Raw genomic sequence first — 24244 nt, forward strand, 5'->3', positions numbered from 1 at the left:
CGACCCGGGCCCAGGCGCACCGGGGCCCCTGGAGCGCGGAGGCGGCGCGGACCGGGAGGGACCGGTGAGCGCGCCGCCGACCCCCACCCTCGACGGAGCGCTGCGTCCCGCGTCCGCCCCGCGGACCCTGCGGCCGGCGAAGGACGCAGGCTGCCGCCCCGGCCCCGCGGCCCAGCTGGTGCTCGCCCTGGTCTGCGGCGCCTACGCCGTCGGCGCCGCGTTCGGCTGGGGGTCGGAGCGACTCGCCCTGATCATGGGGGACTTCGGGCTGAGCGCCGCCGCCGCGGCCGCCGCCGTGTCCTGCGTGGTCTACGCCCGCAACCGCCGCACCCGGTACCGGTCCGCCTGGATGCTGTTCGGTATCTCCTCGGCCATGGCATCCCTGGGCAACCTGGTCTGGGGCTGGTACGAGGTCGTGCTGCACCGCGAGGTGCCGAGCCCCAGCTACGCCGACCTGTTCTTCCTCTGCTTCGCGCCGCCCGCCATCGTGGGACTGCTGGTGCTCGCCAAACGGCCCGTGACCAAGGCCGGCTGGGTGTGCCTCGGTCTCGACGCCTGGCTGATCGGCGGCTCGCTGCTGACCCTGGCGTGGAGCCTCGCCCTCGCCCAGGCCGCCCAGGCCGAGGGGCCGAGCGTCGCACACACGGCGCTGTCCCTGGCGTATCCGCTGCTCGACATCGCCCTCGTCAGCATGGTCCTCGCGCTGCACTTCCGGCGCTCGTCGGTCAACCGCTCGGCGGTGAACACCGCGATCGGGGCGCTCGCGCTCACCGTGATGTGCGACGCCCTGTTCACCTCCCCGCTGCTGCACGCCGACTACCGCTCGGGGCAACTGCTCGACGCGGGCTGGTTCGCCGGGTCGCTGCTGCTGGCCTACGCCCCCTGGACCGCGCCCCGCCGCGGCGGACCCGACCGGGAGACGTCCACGCGCGTGGTCCGTGAGCACCTGCCCGGGCGGCGCGCCGCCCCCGACCACCAGCCCGGACCGCCGGCCGGCGGGGGAGCGGCGCGGTACCAGCTCTCCCGGCCCATCACCGGATCCCTCGCCGCGCTCACCCCGTACCTGGCGGCGGCCGTGTGCACCCTGGGCATCCTCTACAACGTCCTCAACGGCCGCAGCGTCGACCGGGTCGTGCTGATCACCGGGGGCACCGTGGCGCTCGCACTCGTCGTGCGCCAGGGCATCATGCTCCTCGACAACATCACCCTCACCCAGGAACTGGCCCAGGCGGAGAACCACTTCCGCTCCCTGGTGCAGGGCTCCAGCGACGTCATCATGATCGCCGCCCCCAGCGGCGTCCTGCGCTACGTCTCCCCGGCCGCCGCCGGGGTGTACGGCCGCCCGGCGGAGGACCTGGTCGGCACCGAGCTGGCCTCCCTGATCCACCCCGAGGACCTCGGCTGCGTGGTGCACGAGATTCGGCGGTTCCTCGCCGCCGACCCGGTGGAGGAGCCCACCACACGCATCGAGTGCCGCTTCCGCTTCGGCGGAGGGGGCGCCTCCCGCTCTGGGGGGTCCCTCGATTCGAGCGGAGCCGGGAGCGGGGGAGAGGCCGGGAGCGGGGGAGGCTGGCTCAACGTGGAGTCCACCGTCAACCGGCACCACGGCGGCCTCATCTTCAACAGCCGTGACGTCACCGAGCGGGTCCGCCTCCAGGCCCAGCTCCAGCACAACGCGGAGCACGACCCGCTGACCGACCTGCCCAACCGGGCCCTGTTCACCCGGCGCGTGCAGCAGGCCCTCTCCGGCCGCCGCGCCTCGGACCGGGGCGCCGCCCTGCGCGGCACGGCGGTGCTCTTCATCGACCTCGACGGTTTCAAGGGCGTCAACGACACCATCGGCCACCAGGCCGGGGACGAACTGCTCGTGCAGGCCGCCCGCAGACTCCAGGACGCCGTCCGCAAGGGAGACACCGCATCCCGGCTCGGCGGCGACGAGTTCGCGGCGCTCATCGCCGGCGACGGGGTACGCGACCGGGACGCGCGCGAGCGGCACATCCTCGAACTGGCCGACCGGCTCAGAGTCACGCTCTCCCAGCCCTACCTCATCGACGGCAACGATGTCCGCGTCAACGCCTCCATCGGCGTCGCCTTCGCCGAACCCGGCATCGGTGCCGGCGAGTTGCTGCGCAACGCCGACCTCGCGATGTACCGGGCGAAGGCCGCGGGGAAGGGCCGTGTCGAGCTGTACAAGCCGCACATGCAGCAGGACGTCGTCCGCAAGGCCGAGCTGGCCACCCGGCTCCGCGCGGCGCTGCACCACGGCGAGTTCGCCCTGCTGCACCAGCCCGTGGTGAGTCTGGCGGACGGCCGGATCACCTCCGTGTGTGCCCAGGCGCGCTGGCGCTCCTCCCAGGGCGTGCTGTTCACGCCCGCGGAGTTCCTGCGCGTCGCCGAGGACAGCGAGAAGACCGCGGAGCTGGGCCGCTGGGTGCTGGAGGAGGCCGTCGAGCAGGCCGCCGAACGGCACGCCACGGGCCTGCCCCTGCCGGTCGCCGTACGGCTGAGCGCGCGCCGGCTGCTGGACCGCTCGCTGCCGCTCGGCTCGGTCGAGGCGCTGCTCACCCGGCACGGCCTGCCGTCCGGCTCGCTGATCGTGGAGCTTGCCGACACCGACCCCCGGGTGTCCCTCGACGAGCTGGAGCGGCGGCTCACCGTGCTCAAGCGGCTCGGCGTACGGATCTCCCTGGACGGCTTCGGCAGCGGACGCGCGGCGATCACGGCACTCCGACGGCTGCCCGTCGACATGCTGAAGATCGACCGCAGCCTGGTCGACGGGGTGGCGGAGTCCGCCCGGTTGTACAAGATCACCCACGGGCTGCTGCGGATCGCCTCCGACCTCGGACTGCAGACCGTGGCCGACGGCGTGGACCTGCCCGAGCAGGCCGAGGCGCTGCGCGCGATGGGCTGCACCCACGGGCAGGGACTGGCCTTCTCGGGGCCGCTCGACGAGTACCGGCTGCGCCGGGCGCTGGCCGCCGGGCACTACCCGGTGCCGCACGCCCCGGCCGAGCCGGTGCTGGCCGGCGCAGGCGGTTCCCCCGTGTACTCCGCGGGAGTGACCGCGGTGCTCAAGAGCGCCACGACACTCCGCTCACATAATGAGACTCCCGTCCCACCCACTTGACACCGAGTGTGCGCCGGGGGGAGGGTCAGTGCCATGCGCACCCGAATTCTCGTACTTGGACAGCGCGTCGGCTGACGCTGAGCGACGAACGCTCAGCGACCCACCACCCGGCGCGCTCCCCTCGCTTGCCTTATGGCACGAGGGGTTTTTTGTTGCACAGGCACCTGCCGAGCAGCACGCGTAACCCGCACGAACTTCGCAAAAACCCTCAGCATCGAGAAGAGAATGCCGATGACCGAGCAGGCCACCGGGGCCCATCACCCGCAGCCGCGGCCCCGTACCGGAGGACAGCAGTCCGCCCCCGTCGAGCACGTCACGGGCGCGCAGTCCCTCATCCGCTCTCTCGAGGAGGTCGGCGCCGACACGGTATTCGGCATTCCCGGCGGTGCGATCCTTCCGGCGTACGACCCGCTGATGGACTCCACGCGGGTGCGCCACGTGCTGGTCCGGCACGAGCAGGGCGCGGGTCACGCGGCCACGGGTTACGCGCAGGCCACCGGCAAGGTGGGCGTCTGCATGGCGACCTCGGGTCCCGGCGCCACCAACCTGGTGACGCCCATCGCCGACGCGCACATGGACTCCGTCCCGATGGTGGCCATCACCGGCCAGGTCGCCTCCAAGGCGATCGGCACGGACGCCTTCCAGGAAGCGGACATCGTCGGCATCACCATGCCGATCACCAAGCACAACTTCCTGGTCACCAAGGCCGAGGACATCCCGCGGGTCATCGCCCAGGCGTTCCACATCGCCTCCACCGGCCGCCCCGGTCCGGTGCTGGTCGACATCGCCAAGGACGCCCTCCAGGCGAAGACCACCTTCTCCTGGCCGCCCGTCATGGACCTGCCCGGCTACCGGCCCGTCACCAAGCCGCACGCCAAGCAGATCCGTGAGGCCGCCAAGCTCATCACCTCCGCGAAGCGACCGGTCCTCTACGTCGGCGGCGGGGTCGTCAAGGCCCAGGCCACCGCCGAGCTGAAGGTCCTCGCCGAGCTCACCGGAGCGCCCGTCACCACCACCCTGATGGCGCTCGGCGCATTCCCCGACGGCCACCCGCTGCACGTGGGAATGCCGGGCATGCACGGTGCGGTCACCGCCGTCACCGCGCTGCAGAAGGCCGACCTGATCGTCGCCCTCGGAGCCCGCTTCGACGACCGCGTCACCGGCAAGCTGGACAGCTTCGCCCCGTACGCCAAGATCGTCCACGCCGACATCGACCCGGCGGAGATCGGCAAGAACCGCGCCGCCGACGTGCCGATCGTCGGTGACGCCCGCGAGGTCCTCGCCGACCTCGTCCAGGCCGTCCAGAAGGAGCACGCCGACGGCCACCGCGGCGACTACTCCGCCTGGTGGAAGGACCTGAACCGCTGGCGCGACACCTACCCGCTGGGCTACGACCAGCCCGCGGACGGCTCGCTCTCCCCGCAGCAGGTCATCGAGCGCATCGGACAGCTCGCGCCCGAGGGCACGGTCTTCGCGGCCGGCGTCGGCCAGCACCAGATGTGGGCCGCGCACTTCATCCAGTACGACAAGCCCGCCACCTGGCTGAACTCCGGCGGCGCCGGAACCATGGGCTACGCGGTCCCCGCCGCCATGGGTGCCAAGGCGGGCGTGCCCGACCGCACGGTGTGGGCGATCGACGGCGACGGCTGCTTCCAGATGACCAATCAGGAGCTCACCACCTGCGCCCTGAACAACATCCCGATCAAGGTCGCCGTCATCAACAACGGCGCCCTCGGGATGGTCCGCCAGTGGCAGACCCTCTTCTACAACCAGCGGTACTCCAACACTGTCCTGCACTCCGGCCCCGACGACGTCAACCCGCAGGCGAGGGGCACCCGCGTCCCCGACTTCGTGAAGCTGGCCGAGGCCATGGGCTGCCACGCCATCCGCTGCGAGGACCCCGCCGACCTCGACAAGGTCATCGAGGAGGCCAACTCGATCAACGACCGCCCGGTCCTGGTGGACTTCATCGTCCACGAGGACGCGATGGTCTGGCCGATGGTCGCCGCCGGCACCTCCAACGACGAGATCATGGCCGCCCGGGACGTGCGCCCCGACTTCGGCGACAACGAAGACGACTGAGCGAGAGAGACCGAAGAGATCATGTCCAAGCACACGCTCTCCGTCCTGGTGGAGAACACCCCCGGCATCCTGGCCCGGATCGCCGCCCTGTTCTCCCGCCGCGGCTTCAACATCGACTCGCTCGCCGTGGGTGTCACCGAGCACCCCGACATCTCCCGCATCACCATCGTGGTGAGCGTCGACGAGTTCCCGCTGGAGCAGGTCACCAAGCAGCTCAACAAGCTCGTCAACGTGCTGAAGATCGTCGAGCTCGAACCCGGGCAGGCCGTCCAGCGCGAACTCGTCCTGGTGAAGGTGCGCGCCGACAACGAGACGCGCTCCCAGATCGTCGAGATCGTCCAGCTCTTCCGCGCCAAGACCGTGGACGTCTCCCCGGAGGCCGTGACCGTCGAGGCCACCGGGAGCAGTGACAAGCTGTCCGCCATGCTCAAGATGCTGGAGCCGTTCGGCATCAAGGAGCTGGTCCAGTCCGGCACCATCGCGATCGGACGTGGTGCCCGTTCGATCACGGACCGGTCGCTGCGCGCCCTGGACCGGTCGGCGTAAGACATGGAACGGGCGGCCGGGACACGGCCGGCCGCCCGCATCGCGAGACCCTCAACCTTCCCCCTCCCTCACCGTCATACGGTGGGACGCAACACCTGCACACAAGGAGAGAACCCAGTGGCCGAGCTGTTCTACGACGCCGACGCCGACCTGTCCATCATCCAGGGCCGCAAGGTCGCGGTCATCGGTTACGGCAGCCAGGGCCACGCCCACGCCCTGTCGCTGCGCGACTCCGGCGTCGACGTGCGCGTCGGTCTGCACGAGGGCTCCAAGTCCAAGGCCAAGGCCGAGGAGCAGGGCCTGCGCGTGGTGACGCCGTCCGAGGCCGCCGCCGAGGCCGACGTCATCATGATCCTCGTCCCGGACCCGATCCAGGGCCAGGTCTACGAGGAGTCCATCGCCCCGAACCTGAAGGACGGCGACGCGCTGTTCTTCGGCCACGGCTTCAACATCCGCTTCGGCTTCATCAAGCCCCCGGCCGGCGTCGACGTCTGCATGGTCGCCCCCAAGGGCCCGGGCCACCTGGTGCGCCGTCAGTACGAGGAGGGCCGCGGCGTCCCCTGCATCGCGGCCGTCGAGCAGGACGCCACGGGCAACGCCTTCGCGCTGGCTCTGTCGTACGCGAAGGGCATCGGCGGCACCCGCGCCGGCGTCATCAAGACCACCTTCACCGAGGAGACCGAGACCGACCTGTTCGGTGAGCAGGCCGTCCTCTGCGGTGGCACCGCGGCGCTGGTCAAGGCGGGCTTCGAGACCCTGACCGAGGCCGGCTACCAGCCGGAGATCGCCTACTTCGAGTGCCTGCACGAGCTGAAGCTGATCGTGGACCTCATGTACGAGGGCGGCCTGGAGAAGATGCGCTGGTCGATCTCCGAGACCGCCGAGTGGGGCGACTACGTCACCGGCCCGCGGATCATCACCGACGCCACCAAGGCCGAGATGAAGAAGGTCCTCGCCGAGATCCAGGACGGCACCTTCGCCCAGACCTGGATGGACGAGTACCACGGCGGCCTGAAGAAGTACGACGAGTACAAGAAGCAGGACTCCGAGCACCTCCTGGAGACCACCGGCAAGCAGCTGCGCAAGCTGATGAGCTGGGTCGACGAAGAGGCCTGAGTCCGACCGTCCTGAGGGCCGGGGCGCCACGCCCCGGCCCTTCGGGCGAACCAGGGGTAACGTCGGAAGTGCGGCGTTGTCCATCCCGTCCGCCACGGACGGGTGATCCTTCCGAAGCGGCGTAAGACGACGCCCTCGGCGCCACTACACTGCTGCACTACATACGCGTCAGGCCCACAGCGTCGTGCGTCTTCCACGCGGCTAGCACTTCTTCACCGCCTGCGGCCGTCGGGACGGCCGTCCGCATTGGGACTTGTGAGGACTCACGTGAGCTCGAAACCCGTCGTACTCATCGCTGAAGAGCTGTCGCCCGCCACCGTCGACGCACTCGGCCCGGACTTCGAGATCCGCCACTGCAACGGCGCGGACCGAGCCGAACTGCTCCCCGCCATCGCCGACGTGGACGCGATCCTCATCCGTTCGGCCACCAAGGTCGACGCCGAGGCGATCGCCGCCGCCAACAAGCTGAAGGTCGTCGCACGAGCCGGCGTCGGCCTCGACAACGTCGACGTCTCCGCCGCCACCAAGGCCGGCGTGATGGTCGTCAACGCCCCCACGTCCAACATCGTGACCGCCGCCGAGCTCGCCTGCGGTCTGATCCTCGCCACCGCGCGCAACATCCCGCAGGCCAACGCCGCGCTGAAGAACGGCGAGTGGAAGCGCAGCAAGTACACGGGCGTCGAGCTCGCCGAGAAGACCCTCGGTGTCGTGGGTCTGGGCCGCATCGGCGCCCTCGTCGCGCAGCGCATGTCCGCCTTCGGCATGAAGGTCGTCGCCTACGACCCCTACGTGCAGCCCGCGCGGGCCGCGCAGATGGGCGTCAAGGTGCTGTCGCTGGACGAGCTGCTCGAGGTCTCCGACTTCATCACCGTCCACCTGCCGAAGACCCCCGAGACCCTCGGTCTCATCGGCGACGAGGCGCTGCGCAAGGTCAAGCCGACCGTGCGTGTCATCAACGCCGCGCGCGGCGGCATCGTCGACGAGGAGGCGCTGTACTCGGCGCTCAAGGAGGGCCGCGTCGCCGGCGCCGGCCTCGACGTGTACGCGAAGGAGCCCTGCACGGACTCCCCGCTCTTCGAGTTCGACCAGGTCGTGTGCACCCCGCACCTCGGCGCCTCCACGGACGAGGCCCAGGAGAAGGCCGGCATCGCCGTCGCCCGCTCCGTGCGCCTCGCGCTCGCCGGTGAGCTGGTCCCCGACGCGGTGAACGTCCAGGGCGGCGTCATCGCCGAGGACGTCAAGCCGGGTCTGCCGCTCGCCGAGCGCCTCGGCCGCATCTTCACCGCGCTCGCGGGCGAGGTCGCGGTCCGCCTCGACGTCGAGGTGTACGGCGAGATCACCCAGCACGACGTGAAGGTGCTGGAGCTGTCCGCGCTCAAGGGCGTCTTCGAGGACGTCGTCGACGAGACCGTCTCCTACGTCAACGCCCCGCTGTTCGCGCAGGAGCGCGGCGTCGAGGTACGGCTGACGACCAGCTCGGAGTCGGCCGACCACCGCAACGTCGTCACCGTGCGCGGGACCCTGGCCGACGGCGAGGAGATCTCGGTCTCCGGCACGCTGGCCGGTCCCAAGCACGTCCAGAAGATCGTCGCGGTCGGCGAGTACGACGTCGACCTGGCGCTCGCCGACCACATGGTCGTCCTGCGCTACGAGGACCGCCCGGGTGTCGTCGGCACCGTCGGCCGCATCCTCGGCGAGGCCGGCATCAACATCGCCGGCATGCAGGTCGCCCGTGCGACGGTCGGCGGCGAGGCGCTCGCCGTGCTGACCGTCGACGACACGGTGGCCCCCTCGGTGCTGGGTGAGCTGGCCGCGGAGATCGGGGCGACCTCCGCGCGGTCCGTGAACCTGGTCTGACCGCCCCTTCGTCAGGGCTCACACGCCGGACGGGCTGAGACTCTCAGCCTGTCCGGCGTTTTCCGTGTCCGGACGTACCCCGATGTGCCGCAGGCCCGCTGCCGCGATCCCCGCCGCGACCATGAGCAGGGCCGCGCCGGCGATCGCGGCGCCCCGCATTCCGTCGGTGAACGCCTCCCGTGCCGCAGTGGCCAGGGCGTCCCCCGCGCGCCCCGGCAGTTCGGCGGCGACGGCGAGCGCCCCGCCGAGGGTCTCCCGCGCCGGCCCGGGCGCGGTGTCCGGCATCGCGTGCCGGTAGACGGCCGCGCCGATCGACCCGAGGGCGGCCATGCCCAGGGCCCCTCCGAACTCGGTGCCGGTCTCCAGCAGGGACGACGCCGAACCCGCCCGGTCCACCGGGGCCGAGCTGAGCGCCAGGTCGGTGAGCAGGGACATCACGACGACGATGCCCGCGGCCATCACCCCGCACGCCGCAAGCACCAGCCACAGGGAGTCCGTCCCGGCCAGGGCGAGCAGTCCGTAGCCGCAGGCGGAGATCACGAACCCGGCGGTGACGACGTGCGCGCGCTCGGCCCCGCGCTGCACCAGCGTCGCAGCGGCCGGGGCGGCGACGCCGATGAGCACCGACGGCAGCAGGCTCCACAGCGCGGCCTCCAGCGCGCTCTTGCCGAGCACCGACTGCAGGTACTGCGTGGTGAAGATCGCGGAGCCCATCATCCCGAGCGCCGCCAGGGCGTTGAGGACGAGCGCGGGACTGAAGCCGTGCCCGCGGAACAGGGCGGGCGAGATCATCGGGGACCGCGCGGTGCGCTGCCGGTGCACGAACAGCGCGCCGAACAGCAGCCCGACGGTGATCGAGACGACGTACCGGACGTTCCAGCCCTCGGAGGGCAGTTCCTTCAGGCCGTAGACCACGGGGAGCACTGCGGCCAGGGACAGCGGGACGCTTCTCCAGTCGAAGCGGCCGGGGGAGGGGTCCCTCGACTCCGGCAGCAGCAGCGGGCCGAGGACCAGCAGCAGCGCCATCGCAGGCAGGTTGACCAGGAAGACGGAGCCCCACCAGAAGTGCTCCACGAGCACCCCGCTCATCACCGAGCCGAGCGCGATGCCGCCCGTCATCACCCCGGACCACAGCCCGATGGCCTTCGCCCGCTGGCCGGAGTCGGTGAACATCGTGCGGACCAGCGCCATGGTCGACGGCATCAGGGTCGCGCCGCCGATGCCGAGGACCGCGCGGGCCACGATCAGCGTCTCCGCGGACTGCGCGTAGGCCGCGAGCAGGGAGGCCGCGCCGAAGGCGGCCGCGCCGAACAGCAGCAGCCGACGGCGGCCGATCCGGTCGCCGAGCGCGCCCATGGTCATCAGCAGGCCGGCCAGGACGAAGCCGTAGATGTCGAAGATCCACAGCTGCTGGGTGCCGGTCGGCTCCAGGTCGGCGCTGATCTCCGGGACGGCGAAGTAGAGGACGGAGACGTCCATCGAGACCAGCAGCAGCGGAAGCATCAGGACGACGAGTGCGGTCCACTCACGGCGGCCGGCCCGGTTCGGGTTCGGTGTCATGACGCCGACTGTACGCACGTCTTATACGACTGTCTAGAACATATGTATAAGACGGCTGTATGGGGTGCAGGGTAGGCTGCGGCCATGGGACACCGTGAGGATCTGCTCGAGGGGGCCAAGCGCTGCCTGCTCGCCAAGGGATTCGTGCGCACCACGGCGCGCGACATCGTCAAGGAGTCGGGTACCAACCTCGCGTCGATCGGCTACCACTACGGCTCCAAGGACGCGCTGCTCGCGCAGGCCTACGTGTCCCTCGTGGAGAACATGGGCGGCGCCTTCGAGGGCGACGGGACGGTGGACGATGCCGCGCCCGGATCGCTGGAGCGGTTCGAGCAGGTGTGGGCGAACATCATCGCCACCATGAAGGACCCCGGCTCGGTGTGGCGGCTCAGCATGGAGGTGCTCGCCATGGGCGACCGGATGCCCGAGGTGCGTGCGCACCTCGCGGCGGCCCAGCGCGAGGCCGGGCGCGGTCTGGTGCCGCTGCTGATGGGCGGCCGGGAGGAGGACGTGTCCGACGCGACCGCCGACACCGTCGGCGCGTTCTACGTGACCCTGATGACCGGCCTCATCGCCCAGTGGACCTTCGACCCGGCCGGCGCGCCCGACGCGGAGCAGCTCACCGCCGGTCTGCGCCGGGTGGTCGAGGCGGCCGCGGACGGGGTCCCTACAGGCGGTGCGCCTTGAGCGCCATGTGCAGCAGCAGGCGGTCCTCGCCGTCGTCCAGGTCCAGGCCGGTGAGCCGCTCGATCCGCGACAGCCGGTAGTACAGCGTCTGCCGGTGCACGCCCAGCTCCGCCGCCGTGCGCCCGGCCTGGCCCGCGCAGTCGAGGTACACCTCGGCGGTGCGGGCCAGTTCCGTGTGGGCGGGGGAGAGCAGCGGGCTGACGGCGGGGTCGTGGGCGGCGCCGGGGGACAGCGCGGTCAGCAGACGGTACGGGCCGATCGACGCCCAGCGGGCCACCGGTCCGAGGCGCGGCTCGGCCAGTGCCGCCCGCGCCGACGCCGACGCCTCGTCCCAGGCGGTGCCCAGATCGGCCAGGCCCGTGCGCGGCGCGGCGATCCCCGCGGCCGCCGGCGGTGGTCCGGACCGCCCCGCCGCCCCGCCGTCCCCGGCCCGCTCCAGCAGCCGCCCGGCCGCGGTCTCCGCCGGCGTCAGCACGTCGGCGGAGCGCAGCCGCAGCAGCAGCGCCAGGGACACGGCCGTCGCGCCCCACGGCAGGGTGCACAGCGCGGTGGCCCCCGGCACCGTGCGGACCGAGGGCGCGTCGTCGGGGTCGGCGGACGGCCAGGGCGCGACGCAGACCACCGTGTGCAGGCCCTCCGCGCGGGTGCCGAGCGCGGTACGCAGCTCGGCCACCGCCATGTCCCGCTGCCAGCCGCGCTCCGCCGTCAGCACCGCCCGCAGCTCCCGGGTGAGGTCCGCGCCGTGCTGCGCCTCGTCCGCGAGCAGCGCGCCGATCCGCGCCGTCACCCGCATGGCCGCGTCGAGCTGCTCCGCCGTGGGCCCCGGGTCGTCCTCCAGCAGCCACACATAGCCGAGGGCCACCCCGCGATGGCGTACTGGAAGACACACGCGTCCCCGGTGCACGCCCGCCTCCGGGGTGCGCGGGATGTGGACCGGGCCGGTCGCGCGGGTGATGCCGAACCCCTCGAACCAGGCGCGGACGGCGGGTGTGGAACGCCGGGTCAGGATCGAGCGGGCCCGCACCGGGTCCAGCGCCGACGGGTCGAGGTCGCCCTCGCTGTCGTACGCGCCGAAGGCGATCAGCTCGAAGTCGCGGTTCTCCAGGGTCGCCGGAGCGCCGAGGAGCTCCGAGATCTCGTCCACCAGCTCCTGGTAGTCGTCCCTGTATTCCGACGTCACCCGGGCATTCTGCCGCAAGAACCGGCCACCTTCATACATCTGTCTGAGATCTCGCTCGGGGATGCGTGACGTCTGTCGATGGCCCAGGATCGGCGTCATCCTTAGGTTTCACGGTGGTTCTCCGTGCCGTCCCCGAACCGTCGGGCGGCGGCCTCTCGCAGCTTGTGGAGGTGCCCCGTGCTGGGTCCCGTGATTCTCGCCGCGTCGCGCAGCGACCGGATGCGACGCCTGATCTCGGCGGCCCCGGTGACCAAGCAGGTCGTCGACCGCTTCATCCCCGGTGAGACCGTGGACGGGATCCTGCCGATCGTGCGCGAGCTCACCGACCGCGGCCTCGAGCTGACCATGGACGTCGTCGGCGAGGACATCACCACCCCGGAGCAGGCCGAGAGCGCCCGCGACGCCTACCTGGAGCTGATCGACCGGCTCAAGCCGCTGGAGCTCGGCGAGCGCGCCGAGATGTCCGTGAAGCTGTCGATGTTCGGCCAAGCGCTGCCGGGCGGCCACGAGCTGGCCCTCGCCAACGTCCGCCCGGTCGTCGAGGCCGCCGCGGAGATCGGCACCACGGTCACCCTGGACGCGGAGGACCACACCACCCTCGACTCGATGTTCGCCATCCACGAGGAACTGCGGAAGGACTTCCCGGGGACCGGCTGCGTCATCCAGGCCTACCTCTTCCGCACCGAGGAGGACGCGCGCCGGCTCGCCGCCGCGGGCAGTCGCGTACGGTTGGTGAAGGGCGCCTACAAGGAGCCCGCCGAGGTCGCCTACCAGCAGAAGCACGAGATCGACAAGGCGTACGTGCGCATCCTGCGGACGCTGATGGAGGGCGAGGGCTACCCGATGATCGGGTCCCACGACCCCCGTCTGATCGCCATCGCCCAGGAACTGGCCCGCACCGCCGGACGCAAGCTCGACGAGTACGAGTTCCAGATGCTCTACGGCATCCGCAGCGAGGAGCACCTCCGGCTCGCCGCGGAGGGCCACCGCATGCGCGTCTACACGGCCTACGGCACCGACTGGTACGGCTACTTCATGCGGCGCCTGGCGGAGAAGCCGGCCAACCTCCGGTTCTTCGCCCGCAGCATGATCACCAAGGGCTGACACCACACCCCGCTCAGACAAGGAGTTACGGAACCCATGGACGCTGTGACCCAGGTCCCCACCCCCGTCAACGAGCCGGTGCACGGCTACGCCCCCGGAAGCCCCGAGCGGGCCCGGCTGGAGGCCAAGCTCAAGGAGCTGGCCGACAACCCGATCGAGCTGCCCTGCACCATCGGCGGCGTCAGGCGGATGGGCGGCGGCGAGCGCTTCGACGTCGTGCAGCCGCACAACCACAAGGCCCGCCTCGGCACTTACGCCAACGCCACCCAGCAGGACGCCCAGGACGCCATCGACGCGGCCCTCGCCGCCGCCCCGGCCTGGCGCGCCATGTCCTTCGACGACCGCGCCGCGATCATCCTGCGCGCCGCCGAACTGCTGGCCGGCCCCTGGCGCGAGACCATCGCCGCCTCCACGATGCTCGGCCAGTCCAAGACCGCGCAGCAAGCCGAGATCGACAGCCCCTGCGAGCTGGTCGACTTCTGGCGCTTCAACGTCCACTACGCGCGCGGCATCCTCGCCGAGCAGCCCCCGGCCAACTCCCCGGGCGTGTGGAACCGCCTCGACCACCGGCCGCTGGAGGGCTTCGTCTACGCGATCACGCCCTTCAACTTCAGCGCCATCGCGGCCAACCTGCCCACCGCGCCCGCGCTGATGGGCAACGTCGTGGTGTGGAAGCCGTCCCCGACGCAGACCCACGCCGCCGTGCTGCTGATGCAGCTCCTCGAGGAGGCCGGGCTGCCCAAGGGCGTCATCAACCTGGTCACCGGCGACGGCCTCGAGGTCTCCGCGGTCGCACTGGAGCACCGCGACCTGGCGGGCATCCACTTCACCGGCTCCACCAAGACCTTCCAGCACCTGTGGAAGACGGTCGGCCAGAACATCGAGAAGTACCGCACCTACCCCCGTCTCGTCGGCGAGACCGGCGGCAAGGACTTCGTCGTCGCCCACCCGAGCGCCGACCCCGCGATCCTCAGGACCGCGCTGACCCGCGGCGCCTTCGAGTACCAGGGCCAGAAGTGCTCGGCCACCTCCCGTGCGTACATCCCGGCCTCGATCTGGAACTCCGGCTTCAAGGAGGAGTTCGCGGCCGAGGTGGACGGCATCAAGATGGGTGACGTCACCGACCTGTCCAACTTCATCGGCGCCGTCATCGACGAGCGGTCCTTCGCCAAGAACAAGGCCGCCATCGACCGCGCCCAGGAGGACCCGGCCTGCACGATCGTCGCGGGCGGCTCCTACGACGACTCGGTCGGCTACTTCGTCCGCCCGACCGTCATCGAGTGCACCGACCCGGAGAACGAGGTGTTCCGCACCGAGTACTTCGGCCCGATCCTCGCCGTCCACGTCTACGAGGACGACAAGTACGAGGAGATGCTGACCCAGATGGAGTCGGTGTCGGACTACGCCCTCACCGGCTCGGTGATCGCCAACGACCGCGCGGCGGCGGCGTACACGATGGAGAAGCTGCGCTACGCGGCCGGCAACTTCTACATCAACGACAAGTCGACCGGCGCCGTGGTGGGCCAGCAGCCCTTCGGCGGCGGCCGTGCCTCCGGCACCAACGACAAGGCCGGCGCCCCGCAGAACCTGATGCGCTGGACGCTGACCCGCGCCATCAAGGAGACGCTGGTCCCGCCGACCGACTACACGTACCCGCACATGGGCTGACGCCCACCCGATCGCGAACGGGCCAGGTCACCCCCCGACCTGGCCCGTTCGTGTATCCGCATTCGGAGAAACCCCAGGTCAGGAGGGTGTGATCCACTCCACCGTCTCAGATAGTAGGAAGCCCAAGTAATTGTGCAGACAGATGCGGGCGGCGCCCTTACTTTTGTAGGAGCCGAACGCATCGCTCGATCCAGCGAACGGCGGTTGTGAGCAGGCCCCGTGCAGGCGACCCCTGCGGCCGTGGCTCCCCGCCTCTTCCGGCGTCTCGTCACCCTCCGCGCATCTTCGAGTCCGCGCGTTTCATCCGAAGGAGTCGATCCGCCATGCCCGAGACGACCGCCCGCCGCCGTGTCCGCCGCTCCGTCCGCAGCGCCGAGAGCGACCGCAAGAACGCCGCGGCCGCCCTGCAGCGCGCCCTCGACCGCCGGGACAACGGCGGCTCGACCGGCCACTGAGCGGCCCCGGCCGGCCTCTGACACGCCCGAGGCGTCCGTATGCCGGACGCCGCATGTCATCCCGTGGGACGAGGAGTAGGGTGCCCGCATGTCTCGCAGCATCGATCTCGCAGTGATCCCCGGTGACGGCATCGGCCAGGAGGTCGTGGCCGAAGGCCTGAAGGTCCTCTCCGCCGTCCTTCCGCAGGATGTGAAGCTGGAGACCAAGGACTACGACTTCGGCGCCCGGCGCTACCACGCCAGCGGGGAGACCCTCACCGACGCCGACCTCGACGCCCTCAAGCAGCACGACGCGATCCTGCTCGGCGCCATCGGCGACCCGAGCGTCCCGTCCGGAGTCCTCGAGCGGGGCTTCCTGCTGAAGCTCCGCTTCGCCTTCGACCACCACGTCAACCTGCGCCCGTCCAAGCTTCTGCCGGGCGTCGCCACCCCGCTCGCCGGACAGCCCGAGATCGACTTCGTGGTCGTCCGCGAGGGCACCGAGGGCCCCTACACGGGCAACGGCGGCACCATTCGCAAGGGCACCGAGCACGAGGTCGCCACCGAGGTCTCCGTCAACACGGCCTTCGGGGTCGAGCGCGTCGTCCGAGACGCCTTCGCCCGCGCCCAGGCCCGCCCGCGCAAGAAGCTGACGCTGGTCCACAAGAACAACGTGCTGACCTTCGCCGGCCACCTGTGGACGAACGTCTTCAACAAGGTGGCAGCGGAGTACCCGGACGTCACCACCGACTACATCCACGTCGACGCCGCGACCATCTACCTGGTCACCGACCCCGGCCGGTTCGACGTGATCGTCACCGACAACCTCTTCGGCGACATCATCACCGACCTCGCCGCAGCCGTCTCCGGCGGCATCGGCGTCGCGGCCTCCGGCAACATCAACCCGAGCCGCGAGTTCCCGTCCATGTTCGAGCCCGTGCACGGCTCGGCCCCGGACATCGCGGGACAGGGCAAGGCGGACCCCACCGCCACCGTCCTGTCCGTCGCCCTCCTGCTGCGTCACCTCGGCCACGACACCGAGGCGGCCCGCATCGAGGACGCCGTCTCCGCCGACCTCGCGGAGCTCCCCCGTAGCCTCAAGGGCACGGGAGGTACCCCCACCGGCCTGCCCGCCCGCAGCACCTCTCAGATCGGCGACGCCCTCGCCGCACGAGTAGCCGGCTGACCCGGCGCCCATATCGACACACTCGAAGCCGCCGGGTCGCATCCGCACCCGGCGGCTTCGACGTGTTCCTCCGCCGGGTGTGGCGTCAACGACCACCGGGCCGCATTCACCCTGTTTCTTCCGCCGCCTCCGCCGGGCGATAATCGAACGCGGAGCCGCGGATTGAGGGAATGCTCGGACGTCCTAGTACTGGCCACAGGCCGTACAGGCGTGTGCGCGGCCCGTCACTACAACCGGTGAAGGACGAACCACTCATGACGACGCCCACGATCGAGCTCAAGCCCTCGGCCCACCCGCTCTCCGCCGCGGAACGCGAAGCGATCCTGGCCAACCCCGGCTTCGGCCGCCACTTCACCGACCACATGGTGACGATCAAGTGGACCGAGGGCCGCGGCTGGCACGACGGCCAGCTCGTCCCGTACGCGCCGATCTCCCTCGACCCGGCGACCACGGTGCTGCACTACGCGCAGGAGATCTTCGAGGGCCTCAAGGCCTACCGGCAGCCCGACGGGTCCGTCGCCACGTTCCGCCCCGAGAAGAACGCCGAGCGGTTCCAGCGGTCCGCCCGCCGTCTCGCCATGCCGGAGCTTCCGGTCGAGACGTTCATCGAGGCGTGCGACGCCCTGGTCGCCCAGGACCAGGCGTGGGTGCCCGCGCATGGCGGCGAGGAGTCCCTCTACCTGCGCCCCTTCATGATCGCGACCGAGGTCGGGCTGGGTGTGAAGCCCGCCAACGAGTACCTGTTCCTGGTGATCGCCTCCCCGGCCGGCGCGTACTTCCCGGGCGGCGTGAAGCCGGTCTCCATCTGGGTCTCCGAGGACCGCGTCCGCGCCGTCCCCGGCGGCATGGGCGACGCCAAGACCGGCGGCAACTACGCGGCCTCCCTGCTCGCCCAGGCCGAGGCGGCTGCCAAGGGCTGCGACCAGGTCTGCTACCTCGACGCCGTCGAGCACACGTGGGTCGAGGAGCTGGGCGGCATGAACCTGTACTTCGTGTACGGGAACAAGATCGTCACGCCGGCCCTCTCCGGATCGATCCTGGAGGGCGTCACCCGTGACTCCCTGCTGGGCGTGGCCCGAGACCTCGGCTACGACGCGGTCGAGGCGCGCGTCTCGGTCGAGCAGTGGCAGCGCGACTCGGAGAACGGCGCGCTGACCGAGGTGTTCGCCTGCGGCACCGCGGCCGTGATCACGCCCGTCGGCACGGTGAAGCGCGCGAGCGGCGAGTGGCAGCAGGGCGGCGGCGAGCCCGGCGAGGTCACCCTCCGCCTCCGCCAGGCCCTCCTCGACATCCAGCGCGGCACGGCGGAGGACAAGCACGGCTGGATGCACAAGCTGGCCTGACGGGTGAGGGGTCCGGAGCCGCGGTTCCGGACCCCTGCTATCCCCGCACTGAGCCGCTAGACCCGCTCGTCCTCCAGCGCCCGTACGGGCGTCACGGGCGCCGTGGTCCCCCGGGCGCGGCGCGTCGCCAGGACGTACGCCGCCCCGCCCACCGCGCCCGAGAGCAGGAAGCTCGCGTCGACCCCTCCCGTGAGGGCGACGAGAGGGCCCTCGTAGGAGGGCAGGGAGACGGCCAGGAGGCCCACCGCCGAGCCCAGGGCCCAGGAGGCCGTCGCCGGGATGTTCCAGCCGGCCGTGTACCAGTACGCGCCACCCCGCGTGCGGCGGTTGAAGACCTGGAGGGCGTCCGCGTCGTAGACCCCTCCGCAGCGGACCGAGCCGATCAGGGTGATCACCGCCCACGGAGTGCCCACGGCCGTGAGCAGCAGCACGAACGACGTCATCGCGTCCTGCGCGGTCGAGAGATGATGGCCGGCGAAGACGCAGACCGTCGCGACGGCCGCGACGACGTACGTCGCCGTCGTCCGGGACGCGCGCGGCAGGATCGCGTCCAGGTCCAGCCCCATCGAGTACAGCATCAGCCCCGCGTTCCCCACCGACCCCGCGGACGCGGCCAGCAGCAGCGGCAGCAGGTACCAGCCGGGTGCCGCGTCGACCAGCGGCCCGGCGTAGTCGAGGGCGGCGCGGGCCGCGTACGCGGTGAACGTGCCGAACAGCTGCGGCACCAGCAGGCCCAGCAGCAGCCCCGACCAGGTCGCGCGCAGCACGCGCCGGGAGGAGAAGCGGGCGGGGGAGATGTAGCGGGTGTAGTCGCCGAGCAGCGTGATGAAGGCGATCGGCCCGGACAGCCCCGCGGCGACCGCGGCCAGCAGCCATGTCGGCCGGTACCCGTCCAGCAGGTAGCCGCCGGTCTCCGGCAGCGCCTCGGTGGTGAAGTGCGGCGCGTACGCGAACACGCCCAGCACCAGCAGCGCCGTCATGCCGAACGCCAGCACCCGGGACATGGCGAGCAGCACCCGGTACCCGTACACCGCGCCCGCCACCGTCGCCGCCGCGAGCAGGGCGTAGACCACGGTGTACACCGTCCCGTCGGACGGAAGCCCGAACAGCCGCCCCAGCACGCCCACCATCACGTCCCCGCCGATCCACACGGTCAGCGCGGTGTAGCCGAGCGCCAGCAGCAGCCCCACGACCGACCCCACCAGCCGCCCCCGCACTCCGAACTGGGCGCCGGACGAGGTGGACAGGTTGGTCGCGGTGCGCAGCGAGACCAGGGCCAGTGGTGCCGTGAACAGCGTGCCCACGACGGTGCCGGCCACCACCGAGGTGACGGACGACCACCAGTCCAGGCCGAAGGACGGCGGCAGCCAGCCGAAGACGATCACGCCCAGGCAGAGGTTGGATCCCAGCAGGATCGAGACGAGGTCGCGCGGGCCGCTGGTGCGTTCCGCCTCGGGGATGGTGTCGACTCCGCGCAGTTCCCTCCGCATGGGCAGCTCTCCTTCAACAGTGCGTCGACAAGTTTTGAGTGACGCTCAATGTGACTTCTTCGATGTCCTACGTCAATGGTTCCGTTCGGCTGTGCGCAGCTTTAGAGTGATGCTCTAATCGTGGGACGAGGAAAGGCAAGGAGGTGTTCACGGCGTGAGACTGACCCCGACGGAACGCGACCGGCTGCTGCTCTTCGGTGCGGCCGAACTGGCCCGGGCCCGGCGTGCCCGGGGCCTCAGGCTGAACGTCCCCGAGGCGACGGCGCTGATCGCCGACACGGTCTGCGAGGCCGCCCGGGACGGCGCGCGCCTGGCGGAGGCCGTCGAGCGGGCCCGCTCGGTGCTGGGCCCGGACGACGTGCTGCCCGGGGTGGCGGACGTCGTCACCGAAGTCCACGTGGAGGCCGTGTTCGACGACGGCTCCAGGCTCGCGATCGTCTCCGACCCCATCGGGGGCGGCCTGGGCGACCACGCCCCGGGCGCCCTGCTGCCCGGTCCCGCGCACAGCGACCCCGAGCCGGCTGTCACGCTGACGGTCACCAACACCGCCGCCGTGCCCGTCTCGGTCACCTCCCACTTCCACTTCTTCGAGGCCAACCCCCGCCTGGACTTCCCCCGCGCCGACGCCTACGGCATGCGACTCGCGGTGCCCGCCGGCTCGTCCGTCCGCTTCGCTCCCGGCGAGACCCGGCAGGTCGGTCTCGTGCCGATCGGCGGGGACCGCGTCGCCGTCGGCTTCGCCGGGCTCGTCGACGGCCCGCTCGACGCGCCGGGCGCCGAGGCGGAGGCGCTGCGCCGCGCGGCGGCCTGCGGCTACCTGGGCGCCACCGCCCCCGACGACGACCGCCCCGACGCCCCGGAAGGAGCGACGCGATGAGCCGCACCCTCGGCCGCGAGGCCGGCGAGTACGAGGGCCTCGACCCTCATGCCTATGCGGCGACCCACGGCCCCCGCGCCGGCGACCGGCTCCGCCTCGGCGACTCGGGCCTGGTGATCCGGGTGGAGTCCGACGCCCAGCGGTACGGCGACGAGTTCCTCGCCGGGTTCGGCAAGACCGCCCGCGACGGACTGCACCTCAAGGCCGCCTCGGTACGCGAGACCTGCGACGTCGTCATCAGCAACGTGGTCGTGATCGACGCCGTCCTCGGCATCCGGAAGGTGTCCATCGGCATCCGCGAGGGGCGGATCAGCGCGGTCGGGCGCGCCGGCAACCCCGACACCCTCGACGGCGTGGACGTCGTCGTCGGCACCGGCACCACGATCGTCTCCGGCGAAGGGCTCGTCGCCACCGCCGGCGCCGTCGACACCCACGTCCATCTGCTGTCGCCGCGCGTCATGGAGGCGTCCCTCGCCTCAGGGGTGACCACGATCATCGGGCAGGAGTTCGGCCCGGTGTGGGGTGTCGGCGTCAACTCGCCCTGGGCGCTGCGCCACGCCTTCTCCGCCTTCGACGCCTGGCCCGTCAACATCGGCTTCCTCGGCCGGGGTTCGTCCTCGCACGAGGCCCCGCTGGTCGAGGCGCTCGCCGAGGGCGGTGCGTGCGGTTTCAAGGTGCACGAGGACATGGGCGCCCACACCCGCGCCCTGGACACCGCGCTGCGGGTCGCCGAGGAGTACGACGTCCAGGTGGCCCTGCACAGCGACGGGCTGAACGAGTGCCTGTCCGTGGAGGACACCCTGAAGGCGTTGGAGGGCCGCACCGTGCACGCCTTCCACATCGAGGGCTGCGGCGGCGGCCACGTCCCGAACGTGCTGAAGATGGCGGGTGTCCCGAACGTCATCGGCTCCTCCACCAACCCCACCCTGCCCTTCGGCCGGGACGCGGTCGCCGAGCACCACGGCATGATCGTCTCCGTCCACGACCTCAAGCCGGACCTGCCCGGCGACGCCGCCATGGCCCGCGACCGGGTGCGCGCCGGGACCATGGGCGCCGAGGACGTGCTGCACGACCTGGGCGCCATCGGCATCACCTCCTCCGACGCGCAGGGCATGGGCCGCGCCGGGGAGACCGTCCGCCGTACCTTCGCCATGGCAGGGAAGATGAAGGCCGAACTGGGCGCGGACGGCGACGACGACAACGAGCGGGTGCTGCGGTACATCGCCAAGCTCACCGTCAACCCGGCGATCGCGCACGGCCTCGCCCACGAGGTCGGCTCCCTCGAACCGGGCAAGCTCGCCGACATCGTGCTGTGGCGCCCGGAGTACTTCGGCGCGAAGCCGCAGCTGGTGCTCAAGTCCGGCTTTCCCGCGTACGGCGTCACCGGCGACCCCAACGCGGCCACCGACACCTGCGAACCCCTCGTGCTCGGACCGCAGTTCGGCGCGTACGGCGCCACGCCCGCCGAGCTGTCGGTGGCATTCACGGCCCGCGCCGCCGTCGAGCAGGGCCACGACACGATGCCCACCCGGCGCCGCCGCGTCGCCGTGCGCGGCACCCGCGGCATAGGCCCCGCCGACCTGCTGCACAACTCCCGCACCGGCGCCGTCGACGTCGACCCGCGCACCGGTCTGGTCACCCTCGACGGGGAGCCGCTGCGCTCCGAGCCCGCCGGCTCGGTCTCCCTCAACCGCCTCTACTTCCTCTGAGGACCCGGATGAACACGCCCGCCGCCGACGGCTTCCGCATGCCCGCCGAGTGGACCCCGCACGAGCGCACCTGGATGGCCTGGCCAGGACCCAACCCCACGTTCGCCGACCCCGCCGCCCTCGCCGCCGCCCGCACCGCCTGGGCCGCGGTCGCCCGAGCCGTGCGGCGCTTCGAGCCGGTCACCGTGGTGTGCGGACCCGGCCAGTCGGCGCGGGCGCGCGAAATGCTCGGCCCCGGCGTCGACACCGTCGAGCGGGAACTGGACGACGCGTGGATGCGGGACGTCGGACCCACCTTCCTCACCGACGGCACCGGCCGGCTGGCGGCCGTCGACTGGACGTTCAACGGCTGGGGCGCCCAGGAGTGGGCCCGCTGGGACCACGACGCGAAGATCGCCGTGTACGTCGCCGACCTCGCCGGGGCACGGACGTACGCGACGGACCTCGTCAACGAGGGCGGCGGGATCCACGTCGACGGGGAGGGGACCGTGCTGCTCACCGAGACCGTCCAGCTCGGCCCCGAGCGCAACCCCGGCCGGACCAGGGAGGAGGTCGAGGCGGAGATCCACGCCCATCTCGGCACCCGCAAGGCGATCTGGCTGCCGCGCGGCCTCACCGCCGACTATCCGCCCTACGGCTTCGGCACCCTGGGGCACGTCGACATCGTCGCCGCGTTCGCCCGGCCGGGCGTGGTCGTCGCCCACCACCAGCCGGACCCGGCCCACCCCGACCACGAGGTGACCGAGGAGGTGATCGGCATCCTCCGCTCCGCGACCGACGCCCTCGGCCGCCCCCTGGAGGTCGTCCCGGTCCCCGCCCCCACCGTGCTGGAGGCGGACGGTCACTGGGCCGACTACTCCTACATCAACCACTACCTGTGCAACGACGGCGTGGTCCTGTGCGCCTTCGACGACCCCCGCGACGAGGAGGCGGCCGGCCTGTTCCGCCGCCTCTTCCCCGCCCGCACGGTCACCCGGGTCGACGCCCGCCCGGTCTTCGCGGCCGGCGGCGGCATCCACTGCATCACCCAGCAACAGCCGCGCACGCCGGTCCGGTAGAACGTACGGGTGAACGTACTGCTCTGCGCGACCCGCGGCACCCGGCTGACCGGACCGGCCGGCCCGCTCGAAGAGATGCCCGACCGCCCGGGCCGGAGCGGGCTTCCGGGCCGGGACGGCGGGCGGCACGGCCCGCCGAGCGTCCCGCGCGGGACGTCCGTCGTCGATCCGCCGTCCTTCGGGACGCCGTTCGTCCCCGCCGGCCCCGACGCGGAGTACGACGGCGGCGTGCCGGGTGGCGTACGGACGTCCGGCGAGCGGGGCTTCCCGGTCCCCGCCGGGCCGCGCGGTACCCGCGTGCTGCACCCGGACGACGTCGTGGACACCCACCCGCATCCCGGCCCGGGCCGCCTCGGCGGGTGCTGCGGTCACGACGGGCGGAAGGGTGGCAACCACGTCTGCGCGTGCGGGGCGGAGGTGGCGATCATGTGCGGAGCCCCCCGCAACGGCTACAGCGGGGACCCCCGCAGCGGCCACGGGACCCGGCTGGTGCCGGACGCCGTCCGGGTGGAGGCCGCTCCGTGACCGCCGCCCGTCGTCGCACCCCCGCGCCGCCCCGTGAGGACGTGCTCTCCGCCGCCATGGCGATGATCGCCGAGCGAGGGCTGGAGAAGCTCACCATGGCCGCGCTCGGGCGGGAGGTCGGGATGAGCAGCGGGCACCTGCTCTACTACTTCGGCTCCAAGGACGAGCTGCTGCTGCGCACCCTGGAGTGGAGCGAGGGGCGGCTCGGGGCAGAGCGTGCGCGGCTGCTCGCGCGTCCGGGCACCGCCCGCCGGCGCCTCGACGGCTACGTCGAGCTGTACGTGCCCGACGGGCACCGCGACCCGCACTGGACGCTCTGGCTGGAGGTGTGGAACCGCTCTCAGAACGCGGAGGCCGAGGCGCGCGACCGGCAGGCCGCCATCGAGGGAGCCTGGCACCGCGATCTGGTGGCGCTGCTGGCCGAGGGCGTCTCGCGGGGCGAGTTCCGCCCGGTGGACGCCGACCGTTACGCCGTCCGGCTGCGCGCCCTGCTCGACGGTCTCGCCATCCACGTGGCGATCGGCCTGCGCGGCACCGGCCGGTCCCAGGTCCTCGACCACGTACGGGAGTTCCTCGACGGGACGCTGGCCGCGGGCGCCTGAGACCCGGCCGGAAACCGCCGCCCGCGTCTCACCGCAGCGCGCCGGACGCCCGCATCCTGAGACGGGCGGTGAGCGGGCGGGCGGCTTGTGCCA

19 protein-coding genes are annotated in these 24244 nt (G+C 71.8%); 16 read left to right on the top strand and 3 right to left on the bottom strand.

What is annotated here, in order from left to right; genetic code table 11:
• Positions 1 to 64: 64 nt before the first annotated feature.
• From ACF1AG_RS30515 to serA, 5 genes are all read left to right on the top strand, one after another.
• Positions 65 to 3127, top strand: a complete 3063-nt coding sequence (locus ACF1AG_RS30515; protein WP_387798694.1) for a putative bifunctional diguanylate cyclase/phosphodiesterase — start codon at positions 65 to 67, stop codon at positions 3125 to 3127.
• A gap of 231 nt (positions 3128 to 3358) precedes the next feature.
• Positions 3359 to 5209, top strand: a complete 1851-nt coding sequence (locus ACF1AG_RS30520; RefSeq protein WP_359603302.1) for an acetolactate synthase large subunit — start codon at positions 3359 to 3361, stop codon at positions 5207 to 5209.
• Positions 5210 to 5230: 21 nt separating this feature from the next.
• Positions 5231 to 5755, top strand: coding sequence for an acetolactate synthase small subunit (gene ilvN / locus ACF1AG_RS30525; protein WP_006130824.1), 525 nt, complete (start codon positions 5231 to 5233; stop codon positions 5753 to 5755).
• Between the two features lie 117 nt (positions 5756 to 5872).
• Positions 5873 to 6871: a ketol-acid reductoisomerase gene (ilvC, locus tag ACF1AG_RS30530; RefSeq protein WP_190005673.1), complete on the top strand. Its 999-nt coding sequence runs from the start codon at positions 5873 to 5875 to the stop codon at positions 6869 to 6871.
• 267 nt (positions 6872 to 7138) lie between these two features.
• Complete coding sequence (serA, locus tag ACF1AG_RS30535) at positions 7139 to 8728, top strand: phosphoglycerate dehydrogenase (protein ID WP_359603304.1); 1590 nt, start codon at positions 7139 to 7141, stop codon at positions 8726 to 8728.
• A gap of 18 nt (positions 8729 to 8746) precedes the next feature.
• On the opposite strand, the gene ACF1AG_RS30540 is transcribed toward serA, so the two are convergent.
• On the bottom strand, positions 8747 to 10288 hold the full coding sequence (locus tag ACF1AG_RS30540; protein WP_359603306.1) for an MFS transporter: 1542 nt from the start codon (positions 10286 to 10288) through the stop codon (positions 8747 to 8749).
• A gap of 84 nt (positions 10289 to 10372) precedes the next feature.
• Between ACF1AG_RS30540 and ACF1AG_RS30545 the strand changes: the two genes are divergently transcribed.
• On the top strand, positions 10373 to 10975 hold the full coding sequence (locus ACF1AG_RS30545) for a TetR/AcrR family transcriptional regulator (RefSeq protein WP_359603308.1): 603 nt from the start codon (positions 10373 to 10375) through the stop codon (positions 10973 to 10975).
• Here the strand turns inward: ACF1AG_RS30545 and ACF1AG_RS30550 are convergent.
• Positions 10956 to 12194, bottom strand: coding sequence for a helix-turn-helix domain-containing protein (locus tag ACF1AG_RS30550; RefSeq protein ID WP_359603310.1), 1239 nt, complete (start codon positions 12192 to 12194; stop codon positions 10956 to 10958). The genes ACF1AG_RS30545 and ACF1AG_RS30550 overlap by 20 nt on opposite strands.
• 138 nt (positions 12195 to 12332) lie before the next feature.
• On the opposite strand from ACF1AG_RS30550, the gene ACF1AG_RS30555 reads away from it, so the two are divergent.
• From ACF1AG_RS30555 to ACF1AG_RS30575, 5 genes are all read left to right on the top strand, one after another.
• The gene (locus tag ACF1AG_RS30555; RefSeq protein WP_359603312.1) at positions 12333 to 13259 is read left to right on the top strand and encodes a proline dehydrogenase family protein; all 927 of its coding nucleotides are present in this window, start codon (positions 12333 to 12335) and stop codon (positions 13257 to 13259) included.
• A gap of 36 nt (positions 13260 to 13295) precedes the next feature.
• A complete protein-coding gene (gene pruA / locus ACF1AG_RS30560) occupies positions 13296 to 14927 on the top strand; it encodes an L-glutamate gamma-semialdehyde dehydrogenase (protein WP_359751356.1) in 1632 nt (543 codons plus the stop codon).
• 323 nt (positions 14928 to 15250) lie between these two features.
• On the top strand, positions 15251 to 15382 hold the full coding sequence (locus ACF1AG_RS30565; RefSeq protein WP_093768038.1) for a hypothetical protein: 132 nt from the start codon (positions 15251 to 15253) through the stop codon (positions 15380 to 15382).
• Between the two features lie 88 nt (positions 15383 to 15470).
• On the top strand, positions 15471 to 16547 hold the full coding sequence (locus ACF1AG_RS30570; RefSeq protein WP_359603315.1) for a 3-isopropylmalate dehydrogenase: 1077 nt from the start codon (positions 15471 to 15473) through the stop codon (positions 16545 to 16547).
• A gap of 254 nt (positions 16548 to 16801) precedes the next feature.
• A complete protein-coding gene (locus tag ACF1AG_RS30575; RefSeq protein ID WP_359603317.1) occupies positions 16802 to 17890 on the top strand; it encodes a branched-chain amino acid aminotransferase in 1089 nt (362 codons plus the stop codon).
• Between the two features lie 56 nt (positions 17891 to 17946).
• On the opposite strand, the gene ACF1AG_RS30580 is transcribed toward ACF1AG_RS30575, so the two are convergent.
• Positions 17947 to 19380: a cytosine permease gene (locus tag ACF1AG_RS30580; protein WP_391810716.1), complete on the bottom strand. Its 1434-nt coding sequence runs from the start codon at positions 19378 to 19380 to the stop codon at positions 17947 to 17949.
• A gap of 154 nt (positions 19381 to 19534) precedes the next feature.
• Here ACF1AG_RS30580 and ureA point away from each other — a divergent pair, with 154 nt between their 5' ends.
• The 5 genes from ureA to ACF1AG_RS30605 are packed head-to-tail and all read left to right on the top strand — an operon-like array spanning position 19535 to position 24151.
• A complete protein-coding gene (ureA, locus tag ACF1AG_RS30585) occupies positions 19535 to 20257 on the top strand; it encodes an urease subunit gamma (RefSeq protein WP_359603321.1) in 723 nt (240 codons plus the stop codon).
• Positions 20254 to 21966, top strand: a complete 1713-nt coding sequence (locus tag ACF1AG_RS30590) for an urease subunit alpha (protein WP_391810717.1) — start codon at positions 20254 to 20256, stop codon at positions 21964 to 21966. Before ureA ends, ACF1AG_RS30590 begins: the two co-directional genes overlap by 4 nt.
• A gap of 8 nt (positions 21967 to 21974) precedes the next feature.
• Positions 21975 to 23024: an agmatine/peptidylarginine deiminase gene (locus tag ACF1AG_RS30595; protein ID WP_391810718.1), complete on the top strand. Its 1050-nt coding sequence runs from the start codon at positions 21975 to 21977 to the stop codon at positions 23022 to 23024.
• Positions 23025 to 23033: 9 nt separating this feature from the next.
• A complete protein-coding gene (locus tag ACF1AG_RS30600; protein ID WP_359603326.1) occupies positions 23034 to 23549 on the top strand; it encodes a hypothetical protein in 516 nt (171 codons plus the stop codon).
• A gap of 56 nt (positions 23550 to 23605) precedes the next feature.
• A complete protein-coding gene (locus ACF1AG_RS30605; RefSeq protein WP_359603338.1) occupies positions 23606 to 24151 on the top strand; it encodes a TetR/AcrR family transcriptional regulator in 546 nt (181 codons plus the stop codon).
• The last annotated feature ends 93 nt before the right edge of the window (positions 24152 to 24244 follow it).

Origin of the sequence: Streptomyces sp. NPDC014764 (genome assembly GCF_043082785.1) — a bacterium.
GTDB lineage: Bacteria > Actinomycetota > Actinomycetes > Streptomycetales > Streptomycetaceae > Streptomyces > Streptomyces althioticus.